We start from the raw sequence: 18,184 nt of genomic DNA on the forward strand, positions 1-18,184 counted from the left end.
GCAGGTGTCAGCCATTTACTTTAGCCGTGGTTTCAAATTACCTTTCACGGGCATTCATCCGCGCATGCGGGCCTTGATCAAAGGAAGACGATCATGCAATCCCTGGGCTTCACTTCAGTTCCGCCGCTGCTCAAATACCTGCGTCATGCCGAACAACTGGGCGTGGCCATCGAGCCTGCGTTGGCGGCGGCCGGGTTGCAGGCGCAGCAGTTGAGCGATAACAGCCTGCGGCTGCCGGGTGAAGCCCATGAACGGTTACTCGATTATTTCTGCGAACACTCGGGCGATCCGTTGTTCGGTCTCAATGCCGCGCGTTTTGTATTGCCCAACTCCTGGAGTGTGCTGGGTTACATCACCATGAACTGCGCGACCCTGGGCGATGCCATGAGCCGCATCATGCCCTTCGAGAAGCTGGTGGGCGACATGGGCGTCAGCCGCGCCGAGGTGCAAGGCAGCGAGGTGCACCTGATCTGGGCCTGCCGCCATCAACGCCCGCGCATTCGCCGGCACCTGGTGGAAAACGTGCTCGGTTCCTGGCTGCAATACGCACGCTGGATCGCCGATACCCAACTGTCGCCGGCCGCCGTCTGGCTGGAACATACACAGCCGGCCGACACGACGCTGGCGCAATACGAGCAGTTTTTCGACTGCCCGGTCCTGTTTGACCAACCTTACTCGGCGCTAATTGTGCCGTTGCCATACTTGCAGTTGCCCTTGCGCCAGGCCGATGCGCAATTGCTGCGCACCCTGGAAGAACACGCGATGGGATTGATGGCCACGCTGGAGGACGCGTCGCTGGAACAGCGGGTCAAAAGCATCCTGCGCCAGTTGCTCAAGGAGGGCCTGCCACGCAAGGAACAGGTGGCCGAACATCTCGCCGTATCCGTGCGCACGCTGCAGCGCCAACTGCATCAGGCCGGCACGTCATACCAGCAGATCCTCGATGACCTGCGCCAGGAGTTGGCCGAGCATTACCTGCTTAACAGCACCTTGCCGATCCAGGACATCGCCCAGTACCTGGGCTTCACCGAACCGCGCTCGTTTCACCGCACGTTCAAAAGCCGGCGCGGGATGCCGCCCGGTGAGTTTCGCCAGACTCATCGGGGGTGACTGCGCTGGCCTCTTCGCGAGCAAGCTCGCTCCACAGTGGATCTTCATTGACCACCAATTTTGTGAACCACACAAAATCCCTGTGGGAGCGAGCTTGCTCGCGAAGGCGTCAGTCGCAACAACGCAATAAACACCTTTCAGCGCGGGTGTTTAAAGACACTCAGCGTTACGTGACAACGCCCACAGATCCTTGCGCCGCTGCCTACGACTGCGCCAGAATCCGCCGGCTTGTGCGCTTGCGGGCTGCTCGGTAACTTGGATCGGGTCACTGATTCCCAGTGATCGGGTTTAGCAGCCCGGCTATGTTCGCTCCTGGTTGCACAAGTATCATCCAGTCAGGCATTTGCCTACGCTTGATGGTGGCTGTGCGCATGGCACCTTCGGGTGCGCCGGGATGGGATGCGACCGGTCTGCTAACTTGCGCATAGCCGCCACCCATTCGCTTAGCAGCGAAAGGGATGCGGCCTTACAAGGTACGCTCCCATGTTCAAAGTTACGCCAAACCCACCGGACACCGATCCGGCATCCCCCTACGAAACCCCTGAGTCAAAGAAATTCCACGAAGCCGCCGAGCGCGCGCTCAACCACTATCTTGGTCCTCCTCCGGCCGCCCAGATCATGGCGACGCCCTACCAACCGAACCGCCTCTACATGGCCAACCCGGCGTCCGGCACGGAACCCTTGCTGGCCGACGCCAGCGAAACCCTGGGCTCAGCCACCGTCATGCTCAACGACTTCGCCGCCCTGCTCCAGGGCTCGCACCGCAAAACCGTGCAAGGTATCGCCCAAGTGGTCATGGTGGCGGAAATGGCGGTCAATCAAGTGCTGGATAAATTAGTGCCCACGGAGTGATCAGTGCGGTGGCGAGGACGCTTGCCACATAGGCCTCTGATCCCTGAACGAAAAAGCCCGCGGCCAAACCGCAATGGTTTGGCAGCGGGCTTCTTTGTGCGGCGGGGGCTTTTCAGCTCAAAGGCTGATCGCGTTGGTGAACACCAACCGATTGCCGAACGGATCAGCGATGGTCATGTCCTGGCTGCCCCACGGCATGGCCTGAATCTGTGGATGCGAAAACGCGTATTCCTTGGCAATCAACTGCTGCTGGAAGGCCTCCAGTTCACCGGTCTCGATGCGCAGGGCCGAACCCGGCGTGGCGTCGCCATGGTGTTCGGACAGGTGCAGCACGCATTCGCCACGAGACACCTGCAAGTACAACGGGAAGTTCGCTTCGAAACGGTGCTGCCAGTCGACTTTGAAACCCAGGAAGTCGACGTAAAACTCCAACGCCTTCGCTTCATCGAAAATCCGCAGGATCGGGGTGGTTTTACCGAAGCTCATGCAGTTACTCCCTGACTGAAATGACGCCCAGTGTAGCTAGGCCGATTGTCAGCGCTTCGGCTTGGTAGCGGCTTTCTTTAGTTGCAATGTGCCACCAGTGTGACAGACCACTAAAAATGCTCACACAAACCCATCACGCAAATCCCCTTGCCGCGCCAGGAACCGCCCTTCCCTTTTGCCGTTCGCCTGCCCTTCGCTGTAACTCAATACACCGTTGACCCACACGCCATCGATGCCTTCCGCCGCCCGTTGCGGGTCATTGAAATCCGCCACGTCGCGAATGGTCACAGGGTTGAACAACACCAGATCCGCCCAGTTGCCTTCACGAATCTCGCCACGCTCTTTCAAGCCAAACCGCGCCGCCGACAGCCCGGTCATTTTGTGTACCGCCGTGTGCAACGGAAACAACCCGACATCGCGACTGAAATGCCCGAGTACCCGTGGAAATGCACCCCACAATCGCGGATGCGGGAACGGGTCTTCGGGCAGCCCGTCGGAGCCGACCATCGACAGCGGGTGCGCGAGGATTCTGCGGACATCCGCTTCGTCCATTCCGTAGTACACCGCACCCGCCGGTTGCAGTTGGCGGGCGGCGTCGAGTAACGACAGGTTCCACTCGGCGGCGATGTCCATCAGGTCGCGGCCGCCCATTTCCGGGTGCGGTGTCGACCAGGTGATGGTGATGCGGTGCGCATCGGTGACTTGCTTCAAATCCAGCGTCGAAGAACTGGCCGCGTAGGGATAGCAGTCGCAGCCCACCGGGTGGGTTTTCGCCGCGTGTTCAAGGGACGCCAGCAATTGCGGGCTGCGCCCCCAGTTACCGGCGCCCGCGCATTTGAGGTGGGAAATGATCACCGGGGATTTCGAATGACGACCAATCTGGAAAGCCTCGTCCATGGCCTCCAGCACCGGTTCGAATTCGCTGCGCAAATGGGTGGTGTACACCGCACCGAACGCCGTCAGCTCTTCGGTCAGTTGCTTCACTTCATCGGTGGACGCCGAGAACGCGCTGGCGTACGCCAGGCCTGTGGATAACCCCAACGCGCCGGCCTCAAGGCTCTCGCGCAGTTGCTCGCGCATTGCGCTGATTTCATCCGCCGTGGCGGTGCGGAACAAGTCGTCGAGGTGGTTGCTGCGCAACGCGGTGTGCCCGACCAGCGCGGCAACGTTCAGCGTGGTGTTTGCCGCTTCGACTGCCGCGCGGTAGTCGCTGAACGTCGGATAAACAAAGGCTGCGGCGGTGCCGAGCAGGTTCATCGGGTCCGGCGGATTGCCCTTCAAGCTCACCGGTGAAGCGCTGATCCCGCAGTTGCCGACGATCACCGTGGTCACACCCTGGCTGAGCTTGGGCAGCATCTGCGGTTGGCGGATGACGACAGTGTCGTCATGGGTGTGCACATCGATAAAACCCGGCGCCAGCACGCGGCCGGCGGCGTCGATTTCTTCGGTGGCCGTGGCATCGTGCAAATCGCCGATGCGCTCGATGCGCCCGTCCAGGATCGCCACATCGGCGGGGTAGCCAGGACGATTGCTGCCGTCGATGACCAGGGCGTTGCGAATCAGCGTGTCGTACATCATGTCAGTCTCCCAGCGGCAAGTGATCGTCGCCGCCGCGGTAATCGTCCAGGGCGAGTTTGATTCGCCGCAGACGCTCTTGATTGTCTTCAGGGTTAGCCAGCGCCAGCTCGGTGGCCAGCACGTCGATCGCCAGCAGCATGCCGTAGCGTGCCGCGGTCGGTTTGTAGATAAAGGACGTCTCGGCGCTTTGCAGCGGCAGCAGCACATCGGCCAGTTGCGCCAGCGCCGAGTCGGCCCGGGTGATCGCCAGAATTCGCGCGCCGTAGCTGCGCGCCAGTTCAACGGCTTGAAGCAGCTCGGGGGTAATGCCGGTCAGCGAGCAGACGATGACCGCGTGCTCGGCGCCAAGGCTGGCGGCGGTGACGCGCATCATCACCGGGTCGTGGCACACGGCAATCGGATAACCGAGCCGCACCAGCCGCACTTGCAGCTCATCACTGCACAAGGTCGAGCAGCCGCCCATGCCGAATGCATGAATCATGCGCGCCTTGCCCAGCAGCTTCACCGCATCGGTGAAGCGAGTCTCGTCGAACGCCGACAGATGCTGGTGCAAGGTCGACTCGATATCACCGACGATCTGCCGGTAAAACGCCGACTGGTCCGGCGTGCCGGCCGGGTCGAGAAAACGGCTGCCGACGCCACTGGCCTGGGCCAGTTGCAGGCGCAAATCGCGCAAATCCCGGCACCCTACCGTACGGGCGAAACGCGACAGGGTGGCCGTGCTGACTTCCGCTCTCAGCGCCAGCTCATCAAGGCTGGCGGACGAGGCAAAGCCTACGTCGTCGAGCATCAGACGAGCGATGCGTCCTTCACCGGCACTGAAGGAATCCTGGCGGGCGCGGATCTGGTAGAGGATGTCCATGGCAGGCGGCTCCGGTTAAATCAGGTAGGAAAGGCCCACGGTCAGACCGAACGCGACCACCGAAATAATAGTCTCCAGCACGGTCCAGGTCTTGAAGGTCTGGGCGACGCTCATGTTGAAGTATTCCTTGATCAACCAGAAGCCACCGTCGTTGACGTGGGAAAAGATCACCGACCCGGCGCCGGTCGCCAGCACCAGCAATTCTGGATGCGGATAGCCGAGCCCAATGGCCACCGGCGCGACAATCCCCGAAGCGGTGGTCATCGCCACCGTCGCAGAACCGGTGGCGATGCGCATCAACGCGGCGAACAACCAGCCCATGATCAGCGGCGACAGGTGAAATTCGTGGGCCAGGCTGACGATCTGGTCGGTGACGCCGGCGTCCACCAGAATCCGGTTGAGGCCGCCACCGGCGCCCACCAGCAAGGTGATGCTGGCGGTCGGGGCCAGGCATTCGTTGGTGAATTTAAGGATCGATTCGCGGCTAAATCCCTGGGCGATGCCGAGGGTCCAGAAGCTCAGCAGCGTGGCCAGCAGCAAGGCGATCACCGAGTTGCCGATGAACAACAAAAACTGGTTGAGGCCGCTGCCTGGCGTGGAGATCAGGTTGGCCCAGCCACCAATCAGCATCAGCACCACCGGCAACAGAATGGTCGCCATGGTGATGCCGAAGCCCGGCAGGCTGTCGCGCGGTTCGCGCTCGAGGAACTGGCGTTCCAGCGGGTTTTCCGCCGGCAACTGAATGCGCGGCACGATGAACTTGGCGTACAGCGGACCGGCGATGATCGCCGTCGGAATGCCGATCAGAATCGCGTACATCAACGTCTGCCCGACCGACGCCCCATACACCTGCACCGCGAGCATCGCCGCCGGGTGCGGTGGCACCAGCGCATGCACCACCGAGAGCCCGGCGACCATCGGCAAACCGACCATCAGAATCGACACGCCCACACGCCGCGCCACGGTAAAAGCGATCGGCACCAGCAACACAAAACCGACCTCGAAGAACAGCGGCAGCCCGACCAGGAATGCAATGCAGACCATCGCCCAGTGCGCGTTCTTCTCGCCGAAGCGGTCGATCAAGGTCCGCGCCACCTGCTCGGCGCCGCCGGACTCGGCCATCATCTTGCCGAGCATCGTCCCCAGCGCCACCACCAGCGCAATGTGCCCCAGGGTTTTGCCGACCCCGGCCTCGTACGCGCCCACCACGCCGGACGCCGGCATCCCGGCCAGCAAGGCCAGGCCGATGGACACCAGGGTGATGACGATAAAGGGATTGAGCCGGTAACGGGCGATCAGAACGATCAGTGCAATGATGGCGATGGCGGCATACACCAGCAGCCAATAGCCGAAGGACAGGGTCATGCGGTACTCCTCGAAAGGGTCACGTCGAATGGATTGTGAAACTCTTAAAACATTTCGAGAGGTGATTTTCAAACGAGGTGAAAGTAATTTTCGCGAAGGGGTAAGGGTTGTCGTTGAGAGATATGCGCGGTCGAGGATTATGAAAATCGGGCAGGCGGATTTTCATCCCTTCACGCTGATCGTTCCTACGCTCCGCGTGGGAATGCAGCCAGGGACGCTCTGCGTCCCAAAGTGGACGCGGAGCGTCCGGTGAGGCATTCCCACGCAGAGCGTGGGAACGATCTCGACTGCCGTGGCTGGACGTCAGTCGTGACTCACGCGGGCGCGTTTCAGCAGTTTTTTGCAACGCTCCGACACGTGCAGCACGCGCAGGTGCTTGCCGGCCTTGGTGTAGCGTTCGCGCAGCGTATCCAGCGCGGAGATGGCCGAGTAATCAACGAAGCTCAAATGACGGCAATCGAGCGTGACCTGGGCAGGATCATTGGCCGGATCGAATTGATTGAGGAAAGGGGTCGTCGAGGCAAAGAACAGCGTGCCATGCACCCGGTAGAGTTTGCTGCCGTCGTTCTCCAGATGACTGTCGGCGTACAGCTGCCGAGCCTGCTGCCAGGCAAAGTTGAGCGCCGCGATGATGATCCCGCACATCACGGCGGTGGCCAGATCGGTGAACACGGTGATGACCGTCACCGCGATGATCACCAGCACGTCGTTCAACGGCACTTTGTTCACCACCCGCAGCGAGGCCCAGGCGAACGTCTGCTGGGACACCACAAACATCACCCCGACCAGCGCCGCCAGCGGGATACGCTCGATCAGCGGCGAAAGAAACAGGATGAACAGCAGAATCAGAACCCCGGCCACCACGCCCGACAGCCGGCCGCGCCCACCGGAGCTGAGGTTGATCACGGTCTGGCCGATCATCGCGCAGCCACCCATGCCACCGAACACGCCCGAGACCATGTTGGCCGCGCCCAGCGCCACGCACTCGCGATCCGGGAAGCCACGGCTCTCGGTGATTTCGTCGGTCAGGTTCAGGGTCAGCAGGGTTTCCAGCAGGCCGACCAGCGCCATCAATATCGCGTAGGGGGCGATGATGCGCAGGGTTTCCAGGCTCCAGGGAATGTCTGGCAGCGCAAAGGTCGGCAGGCCACCGGCGATGTGCGCCATGTCACCCAGCGTGCGGGTCGGCAAGCCCAGCAGATACACCGCCAGGCCCACGCTCAGAATCGCCACCAGTGCCGGCGGCACGGCACGCGTGAGGCGCGGCAGCAGATAAACAATGGCCATCGTCACGGCCACCAGCCCCGTCATCAAGGACAGCGGCGTGCCGCTGAGCCAGGTCTCTCCGCTTTTGAAATGCTCCAGCTGCGCCAGGGCAATGATGATCGCCAGGCCGTTGACGAAACCGAGCATCACCGGGTGCGGGACCATGCGCACCAGTTTGCCCAACTTCAGCAGCCCGAACGCCAACATGATCAACCCACCCAGCAGCACCGTGGCCAGCAAATACTGCACGCCGTGTTGCACCACCAGTGCCACGATCACCACGGCCATCGATCCGGCAGCCCCCGAGACCATCCCCGGCCGCCCGCCGAACAGCGCGGTCAGGGTGCAAATGATGAACGCCCCGTAAAGCCCCATCAGCGGGTTGAGATGCGCGACCAGCGCGAAGGCGATGCACTCGGGGAGCAAGGCAAAAGACGTGGTGAGCCCGGCCAGGACATCGGCGCGTAGACGTTTGGGTTTCATCGGAGGGGACCGCACTTGGGAATGACAAAAATTAGTGTGCGGATGTTACGGAATCGAGGCCGGCCCGGCCAGTTGTCGCATTGCTGAAAATGTCATCGCGGGCAAGCCATGCTCCTACAGGTCTGGTGTCGTTCGCCAATGACGTGAACGGCTCAGTACCCTGTAGGAGCATGGCTTGCCCGCGATGAACGATGACGCGGTTTAAGGCGAACTCACACCATCTCGTCACGAATCCAGTCAATCACCGACGTCCGCTGCGGCACCCAGCCCAGCAGTTCACGCGCCTTTTGACCACGCACCCGGCTGTTGGAACCCAAACCGTAGTTGGCCATCTCATACCCCCACTCGGCTTCGGCATCTTTGAGCGGCCAGTCTTGCGCCGCCCCCAACTTCAGCGCCCCGGCCATCGCGGTGGTCATGTCGATGAACGACGCTTCACCGCTTTCAACGAAGTAGAACATGCCCGGTACGTTCTTGGTCAACGCCAACAGATACAGGGACACCACGTCTTCGATGTGCACGTTGGACCAGATGTTCTGCCCCGGGCCGACATGCCGGACCACGCCACTTTTGCGCGCCTGTTTGAGCAAGCGCGGCAGTTGCACGCTGTCGCGACTGACACCCAGGCTGTGGCCGTAGATCAGGGTGTTGCAGATCACGGCCGAGTTCACGCCGTCGTTCGCCGCGGCGAGGATCAGGTTGTCGATGGCCACGCGGGCAGCCTTGTCGGCGGTCGGTTCCGGCAAGTTGTCTTCGAAGTAGATGACGTCACTTGATTTGCCGCCCGACGCATCGCCGACGATGCTCGAACCGCTGGTGTGCAGGAACACTTTGTTGGAGCCACGCAGGGCGTTGAGCAACGCCTCGACGGCGCCACGATGGTCGCTGCTGGCGGCGTTGATAACGGCGTCGGCAGTGCGAGCCTGTTCGGCGAGCAGGGCGTTGTCGTCGAGCGTGCCGATCACTGGGGTGATGCCCAAGGCGCTCAGTTCATTGGCTTGTTCAGCGCTGCGCACCAGGCCGGTGACGGTGTGGCCGGCACGGATCAGACCGGTGGCGATGGAACCGCCGATAAAACCGGCAGCACCGGTAACGAATACGTTCATGGAGAAACTCCCTGCGTGGATAAGTGATGCAACGAGTATCCAGCAGGGATCACTGACGAATAATCCCCTCTGACCCAATTCACTCTTGCGCAGGAATCACGAATCAGCCCTTGAAATCCGAGTTCGCGTACTCCGCCAATTTGCTTTGGATAAAGTCCAGGAAACACTGAATCCGCAAGGCCAGTTGCGAGTTGCGGTAGTACACCGCGTTGATCGGCTGGCGATAGCCGCTGTTGAATTCGGCCAGCAGCACTTTCAAACGCCCGGCACGAATGTCTTCGATGGTCATGTAGTGCGACAGGCTGGCGATGCCCTGGCCTTCCAGCGCCAGGTGGCGAATGGTCTCGCCGCTGGAAGCGCTGATCGACGCCTGTATCGGCCAGCGATCGCCATGCACATAACGCAGCGGCCACTGATTGAGGCCTTCATTCTGGGTAAACCCCAGTAGCGTGTGCTCACTCAAATCCGCAACTGCCTGCGGCGTACCGTGCTGCTCCAGGTACGCCGGGCTGGCGACGATATGCAACGGGCTGCACCCCAGGGAACGGGCATGCAACGTGGAGTCGGTCAGGGTGCCGATGCGGATGGCGATGTCGGTGCTTTGTTCCAGCAGATCGATGATCAGGTCGTTACTGTTGAGTTCCAGCTGGATGTCCGGGTAGAGCCGGCGGAATTCGTCGATGTACGGCACGATGGCGTGCAGCATGAACGGTGAGGCGGCATTGATCCGCAGCCGCCCGGACGGGGTTTGCTGGCGTGAGTTGAGGCGTTCTTCAAGCTCGTCCATCTGATCGAGAATCCGCTTGGCGTGCTCGAAGAAGTACTTGCCCTCCTCGGTCAGGTCCATGCGCCGCGTGGTGCGATTGATCAACGTGGTATCGAGCTTGGCCTCCAGCCGTGACAACGTGCGACTGACCGCCGAGGGCGTTTGCCCGACCTGTTCAGCCGCAGCGGAGATAGACCCGCACTCAATCACGCAGACAAAAATCTGCAACTCATCGGATCTGGCTTTCACGGATGCCCCTCATTCAAAACTGGCTTGATAGTAGCTGGATGCGGGGCAAAAGGAACCTTACGCCGGCAGGCCGAACACCTCGGTCAAATGCTGCTCATAGCGCGCCACATCGGCTTCGATGTTCGGGCGTTTCATCACGTCGACGCTCAGGAAAGTCGGCAGGCCAGTCATGCCGAGAAACTCGTTGGCCTTGTGGAACGGGAAGTACACCGCGTCCACCCCTTTGCCTTCGAAGAAATCGCTCGGGTCATCGAACGCTTGTTGAGGTGCGTTCCAAGTCAGCGACAGCATGTATTGCTTGCCTTGAATCAGGCCGCCGCTGCCGTACTTTTGCGACGCGTCGGAACGGGTGCGGCCGTCGCTGGCGTAGAGGCTGCCATGGCCTTCGGTGAAGACTTCGTCGAGGTACTTTTTCACGGTCCACGGCGCGCCCATCCACCAGCCGGGCATTTGATAAATGATCACGTCGGCCCAGAGGAATTTGGCGACTTCATCGGCGATGTCGTAACCCTCGTCGATGAAGGTGGTTTTGATATCCATGCCGCCGCGATCCAGCACGCTCAGTGCAGCTTCATGCAGGGTGGTGTTGTAGCGGCCATCGGAGTGGGCGAATTTTTTACCGCCATTGAGCAACAGGACTTTTTTCATGAGAAATCTCGAAAGGTTCAGAAATTTGATGGCGGCAGGTTAACGGCTGACCCCGCGCGGAATAAGCGCTGAATTCGCAAAATTCATTTGACTCATACGCACGAATCAACAGGCGATTGTTGCCATAAACTTGCGACGATTCTTAACTTGAAGAGACTTCTGATGAGTGAAATGCAAGGTTTCATCCTGCACGCCAAGACCCGCCCGGAAAAATCCGACGCCTTCGAAGCGTTTTTCCGTGGCTATGTGGAAGCGAGCCGCGCCGAGCCCGGTTGCATCGAGTACCACATGCTGCGCGACAAACAGGACCCGACGCTGTTTATCTTCTACGAGATCTGGCAGTCCCAGGCCCACCTTGATGTGCACTCGAATCTGCCGCACATGAAGCAGTTCCTCGACCAGCGCGATGAGTACCTGGAACGGGATTTCGATATCCGCGCCATCGACATGCTCAGCCCGTCGTCGGCTAACCACTGATCAACAAATGGCCGCCGAGCACACCGAGGCCGATGAAGAACACACGCTTGAATAACGAAGCGCTGATCCGCTGACGCAGCCATTGGCCCAGCCACATACCGAGCACTGCCGGGATCAGCGCCAGCAACGAGGCGCTCAATTCACCACCGTCCAGAGTGCCGCGCCATAACAGGCCCGCGGCCAGCGCGAGGGTCGAAACGGTGAACGACAAACCCAGTGCCTGCACCAGTTCGTCCTTGCTCAAGCCGAGCGCTTGCAGATAAGGCACAGCGGGAATCACGAAGACACCGGTGGCCGAGGTGATGACGCCTGTCAGCACGCCACACAGCGGACCGAGCCAACGTTCGCTGCGACTGCCCACGCGCAAGGTTGGCAGGAACAAGCCGCTCAGCGCGTACAGCAACAACGCAGCCCCCAAGCCCCGCACCACCCAATGCCCTCCAGCCATGCCGATCCACAGCGTGCCCGCCCCCGTGCCGATGAAGATCGACAGCAACAGCGGCCATAGCCGTTTGATCAGCCCGCGCAAATGCCCGCCGAACGCCAGTTGCCAGACATTGGTGAGCGTGGCGGGAATGATCAGCAGTGCGGCAGCCTGCGACGGTGCCATAGCCAGACCGAGAAGGCCCATGGCGATGGTGGGCAAGCCGAGGCCGATGACGCCCTTGATCATGCCGGCCAGCAGGAAGGTGGCGATGACCAGTAAAGAAAGGGCAAGCCCGAGGTTTTGGTAGAACGCGGCGAGTGTATTCATGGGGCTATCCTGAGCCCGGGCGAGTCAGTTGAAAATCTGCCATATACTGAGTCAGCCTCTTGCCAAGCAAGAGGCAGTGATCGTTCCCACGCTCTGCGTGGGAATGCAGCCCGTGACGCTCCGCGTCACCTGCCGAAGCGGACGCAAAGCGTCCAGTGAGGCATTCCCACGCAGAGCGTGGGAACGATCTTGGGATAAAACATGCACTTCGACCTGACCGACCTGCGCCTCTACCTGAACATCCTCGACAGCGGCAACATCACCGCCGGCGCCGCGCGCAGTCATCTGTCGCTGGCAGCCGCGAGTGCAAGAATCCGCGCCATGGAGGCTTCGCTCGGTATCGAATTCCTGCAGCGTGGCCGGCGCGGCGTCACGCCCACGTCGGCGGGTAAAGCCTTGGTCAAACACGCCCGAGCCCTGCTGCAACAGGCCGAACTCATGCAACAGGATCTGGCCGAGTACGCCAAAGGGGTCAAAGGCCAGGTGCGGTTGCTGTGCAACACCACGGCGATCACCGAGTACCTGCCGGAGTTGCTCGCGGACTTCCTGCACGAGCATCCGAATCTCGACATCGACCTTCAAGAACTCCCCAGTGCGCGCATCACTCACGCCTTGCGTCAAGGTGCGGCTGACTTGGGTATCGTCTCCGACGCCGTGGAAACCGATGACCTGCAAACCCGTGCGTTTCGCGACGATCCACTGGTATTGCTGCTGCCCCGCGATCATCCGTTGGCGGACCGCGAATCCCTGAGTTTCGGCGACACCCTGCACCATGATTTCGTAGGACTGAACGCCAGCAGTGCCTTGGCCGTGTACCTCGAAGCACAAGCGCTGCACGCTGGCGTACGCCTGAAAATCCGCATCCGTGCCGACGGTTTTGATGGCGTCATGCGCATGGTCGCCCGGGGCGCGGGGCTGGCGATCGTGCCCCTCGCAGCCGTCGAGCGCTGGTCCGGCGAACAGCCTTTCCAGAGCATCGCACTGCAAGAACCCTGGGCCCAACGCAAACTCCTGCTCTGTGCCCGGGACTTTGCCACGCTGCCCGGTTATGCCAGAGCCCTTCTGCATACCTTGACTCTCCCCTGAGGGGCAGACTTTACCCTTGAGGTTTCATCTTCAAGGACAGAGACGATGGGCAAACGAATTCTGGTGATTCTCGGTCATCCTTCCAGCAACAGCTTTTGCGCTGCACTCGCCGAGCGATATGCTCAATCGGCGTTGCGCGCCGGGCATGAAGTCCGCCAGTTGTTTCTCGGCACAATGGACTTTGACCCGGTGCTACGTGATGGCTATCAACAGGTTCAACCTCTGGAAGCCGACTTGCGTCAGGCGCAGGCCGACATCCTGTGGGCGCAGCATCTGACGCTGGTTTATCCAATCTGGTGGGGCGGGATTCCGGCCTTGCTCAAGGGCTTTTTTGATCGAGTGTTCCTGCCCGGTTTCGCTTTCAAGTACCGTGAAGGCAAAGCCTTTCCCGACAAATTGTTGCGGGGTCGCAGCGCGCATTTGTTGGTGACCATGGACACGCCACCCTGGTATTACCGTTGGGTGTATCGCATGCCCGGGCTGCATCAGATCCGCAAAACCACCCTCGCCTTCTGCGGTATCGAACCCAGGCGCACACTCACCTTCGGCCCGATTCTCGGCGCCAGCGCAGTCCAGCGTGAAGCCTGGCTGCTGCAAGCCCAGGCTATCGCCAGTCGCTGAGTCTGCCGATAATGCGCGGGGCTGTACCACGGCAAAAAAGGATTTTTCATGTACATCGGCCAAGCCGCGCAACGCTCCGGCACCACGATCAAGAGCATCCGCCATTACGAGTCGATCGGCTTGCTGCCTGAGGCCCGGCGCTTAGGGAAATACCGCGTCTATGACCAGCAAAGTGTCGACCTGCTGATTTTTATCAAGTGCGCCCAACAACTGGGTTTCAGGCTCAAGGAATTGCAGGCGATCTTCGCCGGCCATCAGGGTCAGTCAATGCCGTGGGAACTGGCGCGTCAGGCCATCGATGCCAAAAAGCGCGAGATCAATGAGCGAATAACCGTGCTGTCGCACCAGCACGCACAATTGATCGCGTTCGACGCCAGCCTCGAACAATCCAGGGCCGATTGCCCATTGGAAAGTCTTTGAGGTGTTGCGCGTTTCTGGACACCTGGATGTCGAGTTCAGACAACTGACCGGTGCATGGGGGCTATAGGGTGCGACTTCAGTTCTTGAGCCCACTGCCCGGAGTCATCATGACCGCACCGATTACCGTCCTTCGCGATACTCATCCACTGCCGGTACTAGACGCCTGCAAATGGGAAAAACTCGAAGGTGACCCGCACACCGTCAACCTCAACGCCTACACCAGCGAAGACGGCAGCAAGATCATGGGCACCTGGATCTGCACGCCGGGCAAGTGGTATGTGGAATATGTGAAGTGGGAATACTGCGATTTCCGCGAGGGCTACTGCATCATCACCCCGGAAGGCAAAGAGCCGATCCATCTGCGCGCCGGCGATATTTTCGTCATCGAGCCGGGGATGAAAGGCACGTGGGAAGTGGTTGAAACCGTGCGCAAGTATTTCGTGTTTGCCTGATGCAAAAAAACCGGGGGATCACCCGACGTGATCTCCCGGTCAATGAGGGCATGCAGTACCTGTTAAGCGATTATTGCGGTTTGCGATAGCTGTTGATGATCGCCGAGAAGTCTTTACCACCTTCCCCACGCTGACTCATCGCCTGATACAACTGCTGGGCCACTGCGCCGAGCACCACCGGTTGATGCGCCTGACGGGCCGCTTCCGTGGCCAGTCCCAAATCCTTGAGCATCAGTTCGGCACCGAAGCCACCGGTATAACCGCGCGAGGCCGGCGCTGTTTCAACGATGCCCGGCCACGGGTTGTACATTTCCGAGCTCCAGCAACGCCCGGTCGAGCTGTTGATGATCCCGGCCAGGACGGTCGTGTCGATCCCCAGTGCATCACCCAGCGCCATGGCTTCGCTGACGCCGACCATGGAAATCGCCAGCAGCAGGTTGTTGCAGATCTTGGCGATTTGCCCGGTGCCGACTTCACCGCAATGGACGATGTTGCGGCCCATCTGCGCCAACACCGGTTGCAGGGTGGCGAACAGTTCCGGGGTGGCGCCGACCATAAACGTCAGCGTGCCGGCCGCCGCACCGCCGGTGCCGCCAGAGACGGGCGCATCGGCCATGGCCACGCCTTGCTTGGCTGCGGCGGCGGCCACATCACGCGCGGTCTGTGGATCAATGGTGCTGCAATCCACGGCCGGTACGCCTTGGCCGATACCGGCGAGAACGCCGTCTTCACCCAGCCACACACTGCGAACATGCACAGCGGCGGGCAGCATGGTGATCACCAGTTCTGCACCTTGTGCCGCTTCACGCGCCGAAGCGCTGATGCTGCCGCCCAACTGCTCAAGTTCAGCCAGCACGGTTTTGTTCAGGTCGACCAGGCGCAGCGCGTGGCCGGCCTTGATCAGGTTGCGCGCCATCGGGGCGCCCATGTTGCCGAGACCGATAAAAGCGATTTTCATGTCCGGCTCCTTAACGCAAGTTGATGGTGGTGTTCACACCGTCGTTGACGCTGTCGTCATCGAACCAGCGGCTGGTGACGGTCTTGGTCTGAGTGTAGAACTGCACCACTTGCTTGCCATACGGGCCGAGGTCGCCGAGTTTGGAGCCGCGCGAACCGGTAAAGCTGAAGAACGGGACCGGCACCGGAATCGGGATGTTGATGCCGACCTGGCCGACGTCGATTTCGTTCTGGAATTTACGCGCCGCCGCACCGCTCTGGGTGAACAGGCCCGTGCCGTTGCCGAACGGGTTGGCGTTGACCAGCGCAATGGCTTCGTCGAGCGTATTCACTTCCAGTACGACCAGCACCGGGCCGAAGATTTCCTGGGTGTAGATCTGCATGTCGGTGGTCACGCCGGAGAACAAGGTTGGGCCGACAAAGTTGCCCTTTTCGTAACCCGGTACCGTGATCTCGCGACCGTCCAGCTCCAGCTTGGCGCCTTCCTTGATGCCGCTTTCGATCAGATCGAGAATCCGCGCCTTGGCTTTTTTCGAAATAACCGGCCCCACGTCGGTGCCCGGCTCGCTGCCCGCATTCACAGTCAGCTTCTGCGCCAGCGCTTTCAGATCCGGCAGCCATTGCTTGGCCGCGCCGACCAACACCACCACGGAGGTGGCCATGCAGCGTTGACCGGCGGCACCGAAACCGGCGCCGACCAGTGCGTTCAGCGCTTGCTCGCGATTGGCGTCCGGCAGCACCACGGCGTGGTTCTTCGCGCCCATCATCGATTGCACGCGTTTGCCGTGTTTGCCGGCCAGGTCGTAGACGTGCGTACCGACGGCGGTCGAACCGACGAAGGACACAGCCTTGATGTCTTTGTGCGTGCAGAGCGCGTCCACCACGTCCTTGCCGCCATGCACGACGTTAAGCACGCCCGCCGGAACGCCGGCCTCGATCGCCAGTTCCACCAGGAGCATGGTCGACATCGGGTCCTGTTCGGACGGTTTGAGCACGAAGGTGTTGCCGCAGGCGATGGCCATCGGGAACATCCACAACGGAATCATCGCCGGGAAGTTGAACGGGGTGATGCCGGCGCAGACACCGATGGGTTGACGCAGGGTGTAGGTGTCGACACCGCCGGCCACGTTCTCGGCAAATTCGCCCATCTGAAGGCTGCCGATGGAGCAGGCGTGCTCGACCACTTCCAGGCCGCGGAAAATGTCGCCTTCAGCGTCGGCGATGGTTTTGCCCTGCTCGGCACTGAGGACCACGGCAATACGCTTGGAGTGTTCGCGAATCAATGCCTGGAGCTTGAGCATGATGCGCATCCGCGCGCCGATCGGGGTCAGTTTCCAGGTCTGGAAAGCACGATGGGCGGCGCTGATGGCGGCATCGACTTCTTCGGTGGTTGCAAACGGAACCTTGGCCAGCACTTGCTGGGTCGCAGGGTTGACGATGTCGTGCCACTCGGTGGACTTCGATTCGACCCACTGGCCGTCGATCAACAGCTTGACCTTCTGCACGGTGGTTTCGTTAGGCGTGAGCGATGCGTTCATGTGGGTCTCCGGATGCTTGTTTTTATCTTGGGAGCCAAGGCGAGTAAGTCGCCTTGAGATGAGGCGTGTGCCGCGAATTGGTTGTGGAGCTGTTTTTGGAGTATAGATGTGCAAACTTCTAATAAGAACGCACATAAAAGCCGGTCCATCATGCAAAAAAACATCACCTCGCTAGGCTCGCTGAACTGGGACGACCTGAAGTTTTTCCTCGAAGTCGCCCGCACCCGCAAGGCCAGCACCGCGGCCAAGCGCCTGGCGGTGGACTACACCACCGTGTCGCGACGAATCAGTTCGCTGGAAGCTTCATTGGGGACGTTGCTGTTCGAGAAATCCCGGACCAGCGGTTTTGTCCTGACCGCAGAAGGCCAGCGATTGCTGGGTTACGCCGAGTCGATCGAAAGCACGCTGCACATGGCCTGCGAGCAGGTTTCAGGATCGGGAGTCGCGCTTTCCGGGCACGTACGCATGGGCTGCACGGAAGGGTTCGGCAGCTTTTTCATCACCCCGCAACTGAGCCATTTCGTCGACGCCTACCCGGCCATCTCCGTCGACATCCTGCCGCTGCCACACTTCATCAGCCTGTCCAAGCGCGAAGCGGACATCGTCATCGCCCTGGAGCGCCCGGAACACGGGCCATATGTCTGCTGCAAACTCTGCGACTACCGGTTGCAGCTGTACGCAACCCAGGAGTATCTCGACAAACACCCACCGATCCGCCGCCCGGCAGACCTGGGCAAGCATTCATTCATTAGTTATGTCGACGATTTGGCGTTCAGCTCGGAGCTGTTGTACCTGGCAAACGTACTGCCCGGCGCCAGCGCCAATCTGCGCAGCACCAGCGTGATCGCGCAATTCGTGGCGGCGCAGCAGGGACGCTCGCTGGCCATCCTGCCGTGCTTCCTGGCGGCGCAGGACTCACGATTACTGCCGGTGTTGCCGCAAGAGATCAACATTACGCGGCAGTTCTGGATGTACTGCCGCGAGGACCTGAGGAAGCTCAAGCGGATTACCCTGTTGTGGGATTACATCCGCGCTGTAACCGAGCAGAACCAAGGGTTGTTGATGGGGGAAAGTCGGGAAATGTTGTTCGCCGACTGAGGATTTTCAA

General features: G+C 60.7%; 19 protein-coding genes. 8 read left to right on the forward strand and 11 right to left on the reverse strand.

Annotated features, from left to right (window positions below; all coding sequences use genetic code 11):
- Positions 1-93 precede the first annotated feature (93 nt).
- Together gliR and C7534_RS26050 are read left to right on the forward strand one after the other, a co-directional pair.
- Positions 94-1,110, forward strand: a complete 1,017-nt coding sequence (gene gliR, locus C7534_RS26045; protein ID WP_109787495.1) for an AraC family transcriptional regulator GliR — start codon at positions 94-96, stop codon at positions 1,108-1,110.
- Positions 1,111-1,593: 483 nt separating this feature from the next.
- Positions 1,594-1,962: a DUF6124 family protein gene (locus C7534_RS26050; RefSeq protein ID WP_046031861.1), complete on the forward strand. Its 369-nt coding sequence runs from the start codon at positions 1,594-1,596 to the stop codon at positions 1,960-1,962.
- Positions 1,963-2,079: 117 nt separating this feature from the next.
- On the opposite strand, the gene C7534_RS26055 is transcribed toward C7534_RS26050, so the two are convergent.
- The 8 genes from C7534_RS26055 to C7534_RS26090 form a co-directional block, all read right to left on the reverse strand.
- The gene (locus C7534_RS26055) at positions 2,080-2,448 is read right to left on the reverse strand and encodes a glyoxalase superfamily protein (RefSeq protein ID WP_077430924.1); all 369 of its coding nucleotides are present in this window, start codon (positions 2,446-2,448) and stop codon (positions 2,080-2,082) included.
- A gap of 120 nt (positions 2,449-2,568) precedes the next feature.
- On the reverse strand, positions 2,569-4,026 hold the full coding sequence (locus C7534_RS26060; protein ID WP_109787496.1) for an N-acyl-D-amino-acid deacylase family protein: 1,458 nt from the start codon (positions 4,024-4,026) through the stop codon (positions 2,569-2,571).
- A gap of 1 nt (position 4,027) precedes the next feature.
- The gene (locus C7534_RS26065) at positions 4,028-4,888 is read right to left on the reverse strand and encodes a MurR/RpiR family transcriptional regulator (protein ID WP_046031858.1); all 861 of its coding nucleotides are present in this window, start codon (positions 4,886-4,888) and stop codon (positions 4,028-4,030) included.
- 15 nt (positions 4,889-4,903) lie between these two features.
- Entirely contained in the window at positions 4,904-6,253 is a 1,350-nt protein-coding gene (locus C7534_RS26070) for a GntT/GntP/DsdX family permease (RefSeq protein ID WP_046031857.1), read from the reverse strand.
- Between the two features lie 303 nt (positions 6,254-6,556).
- Positions 6,557-8,002, reverse strand: coding sequence for a SulP family inorganic anion transporter (locus C7534_RS26075; protein ID WP_046031856.1), 1,446 nt, complete (start codon positions 8,000-8,002; stop codon positions 6,557-6,559).
- 212 nt (positions 8,003-8,214) lie between these two features.
- Positions 8,215-9,108 carry an NAD-dependent epimerase/dehydratase family protein gene (locus C7534_RS26080; protein ID WP_109787497.1) on the reverse strand — a complete coding sequence of 298 codons (894 nt, stop codon included), beginning with the start codon at positions 9,106-9,108 and terminating at the stop codon, positions 8,215-8,217.
- 103 nt (positions 9,109-9,211) lie between these two features.
- A complete protein-coding gene (locus tag C7534_RS26085) occupies positions 9,212-10,123 on the reverse strand; it encodes a LysR family transcriptional regulator (RefSeq protein ID WP_046031854.1) in 912 nt (303 codons plus the stop codon).
- Between the two features lie 57 nt (positions 10,124-10,180).
- The gene (locus tag C7534_RS26090) at positions 10,181-10,771 is read right to left on the reverse strand and encodes an NAD(P)H-dependent oxidoreductase (RefSeq protein WP_046031853.1); all 591 of its coding nucleotides are present in this window, start codon (positions 10,769-10,771) and stop codon (positions 10,181-10,183) included.
- Between the two features lie 162 nt (positions 10,772-10,933).
- Here C7534_RS26090 and C7534_RS26095 point away from each other — a divergent pair, with 162 nt between their 5' ends.
- The gene (locus C7534_RS26095; RefSeq protein WP_109787498.1) at positions 10,934-11,248 is read left to right on the forward strand and encodes a putative quinol monooxygenase; all 315 of its coding nucleotides are present in this window, start codon (positions 10,934-10,936) and stop codon (positions 11,246-11,248) included.
- Here C7534_RS26095 and C7534_RS26100 read toward each other — a convergent pair.
- A complete protein-coding gene (locus tag C7534_RS26100; RefSeq protein WP_109787499.1) occupies positions 11,238-12,002 on the reverse strand; it encodes a sulfite exporter TauE/SafE family protein in 765 nt (254 codons plus the stop codon). The genes C7534_RS26095 and C7534_RS26100 overlap by 11 nt on opposite strands.
- Positions 12,003-12,203: 201 nt before the next feature.
- Between C7534_RS26100 and C7534_RS26105 the strand changes: the two genes are divergently transcribed.
- The 4 genes from C7534_RS26105 to C7534_RS26120 all read left to right on the forward strand — a co-directional run bounded on the left by C7534_RS26105 (position 12,204) and on the right by C7534_RS26120 (position 14,581).
- Entirely contained in the window at positions 12,204-13,088 is an 885-nt protein-coding gene (locus C7534_RS26105; protein ID WP_109787500.1) for a LysR substrate-binding domain-containing protein, read from the forward strand.
- Between the two features lie 45 nt (positions 13,089-13,133).
- On the forward strand, positions 13,134-13,709 hold the full coding sequence (locus C7534_RS26110; protein WP_109787501.1) for an NAD(P)H-dependent oxidoreductase: 576 nt from the start codon (positions 13,134-13,136) through the stop codon (positions 13,707-13,709).
- A 48-nt stretch (positions 13,710-13,757) separates the two neighbouring features.
- The gene (locus C7534_RS26115) at positions 13,758-14,129 is read left to right on the forward strand and encodes a MerR family transcriptional regulator (protein ID WP_109787502.1); all 372 of its coding nucleotides are present in this window, start codon (positions 13,758-13,760) and stop codon (positions 14,127-14,129) included.
- Positions 14,130-14,236: 107 nt separating this feature from the next.
- Entirely contained in the window at positions 14,237-14,581 is a 345-nt protein-coding gene (locus tag C7534_RS26120; protein WP_007946320.1) for a cupin domain-containing protein, read from the forward strand.
- Between the two features lie 70 nt (positions 14,582-14,651).
- On the opposite strand, the gene mmsB is transcribed toward C7534_RS26120, so the two are convergent.
- Together mmsB and C7534_RS26130 are read right to left on the reverse strand one after the other, a co-directional pair.
- The gene (gene mmsB, locus C7534_RS26125) at positions 14,652-15,539 is read right to left on the reverse strand and encodes a 3-hydroxyisobutyrate dehydrogenase (RefSeq protein ID WP_046031847.1); all 888 of its coding nucleotides are present in this window, start codon (positions 15,537-15,539) and stop codon (positions 14,652-14,654) included.
- 10 nt (positions 15,540-15,549) lie between these two features.
- Positions 15,550-17,076, reverse strand: a complete 1,527-nt coding sequence (locus tag C7534_RS26130) for a CoA-acylating methylmalonate-semialdehyde dehydrogenase (RefSeq protein WP_046031846.1) — start codon at positions 17,074-17,076, stop codon at positions 15,550-15,552.
- A gap of 150 nt (positions 17,077-17,226) precedes the next feature.
- Here C7534_RS26130 and C7534_RS26135 point away from each other — a divergent pair, with 150 nt between their 5' ends.
- Positions 17,227-18,174 carry a LysR family transcriptional regulator gene (locus tag C7534_RS26135; protein WP_046031845.1) on the forward strand — a complete coding sequence of 316 codons (948 nt, stop codon included), beginning with the start codon at positions 17,227-17,229 and terminating at the stop codon, positions 18,172-18,174.
- The last annotated feature ends 10 nt before the right edge of the window (positions 18,175-18,184 follow it).

The organism is Pseudomonas sp. OV226 (assembly GCF_003148705.1).
Classification (GTDB): Bacteria; Pseudomonadota; Gammaproteobacteria; order Pseudomonadales; family Pseudomonadaceae; genus Aquipseudomonas.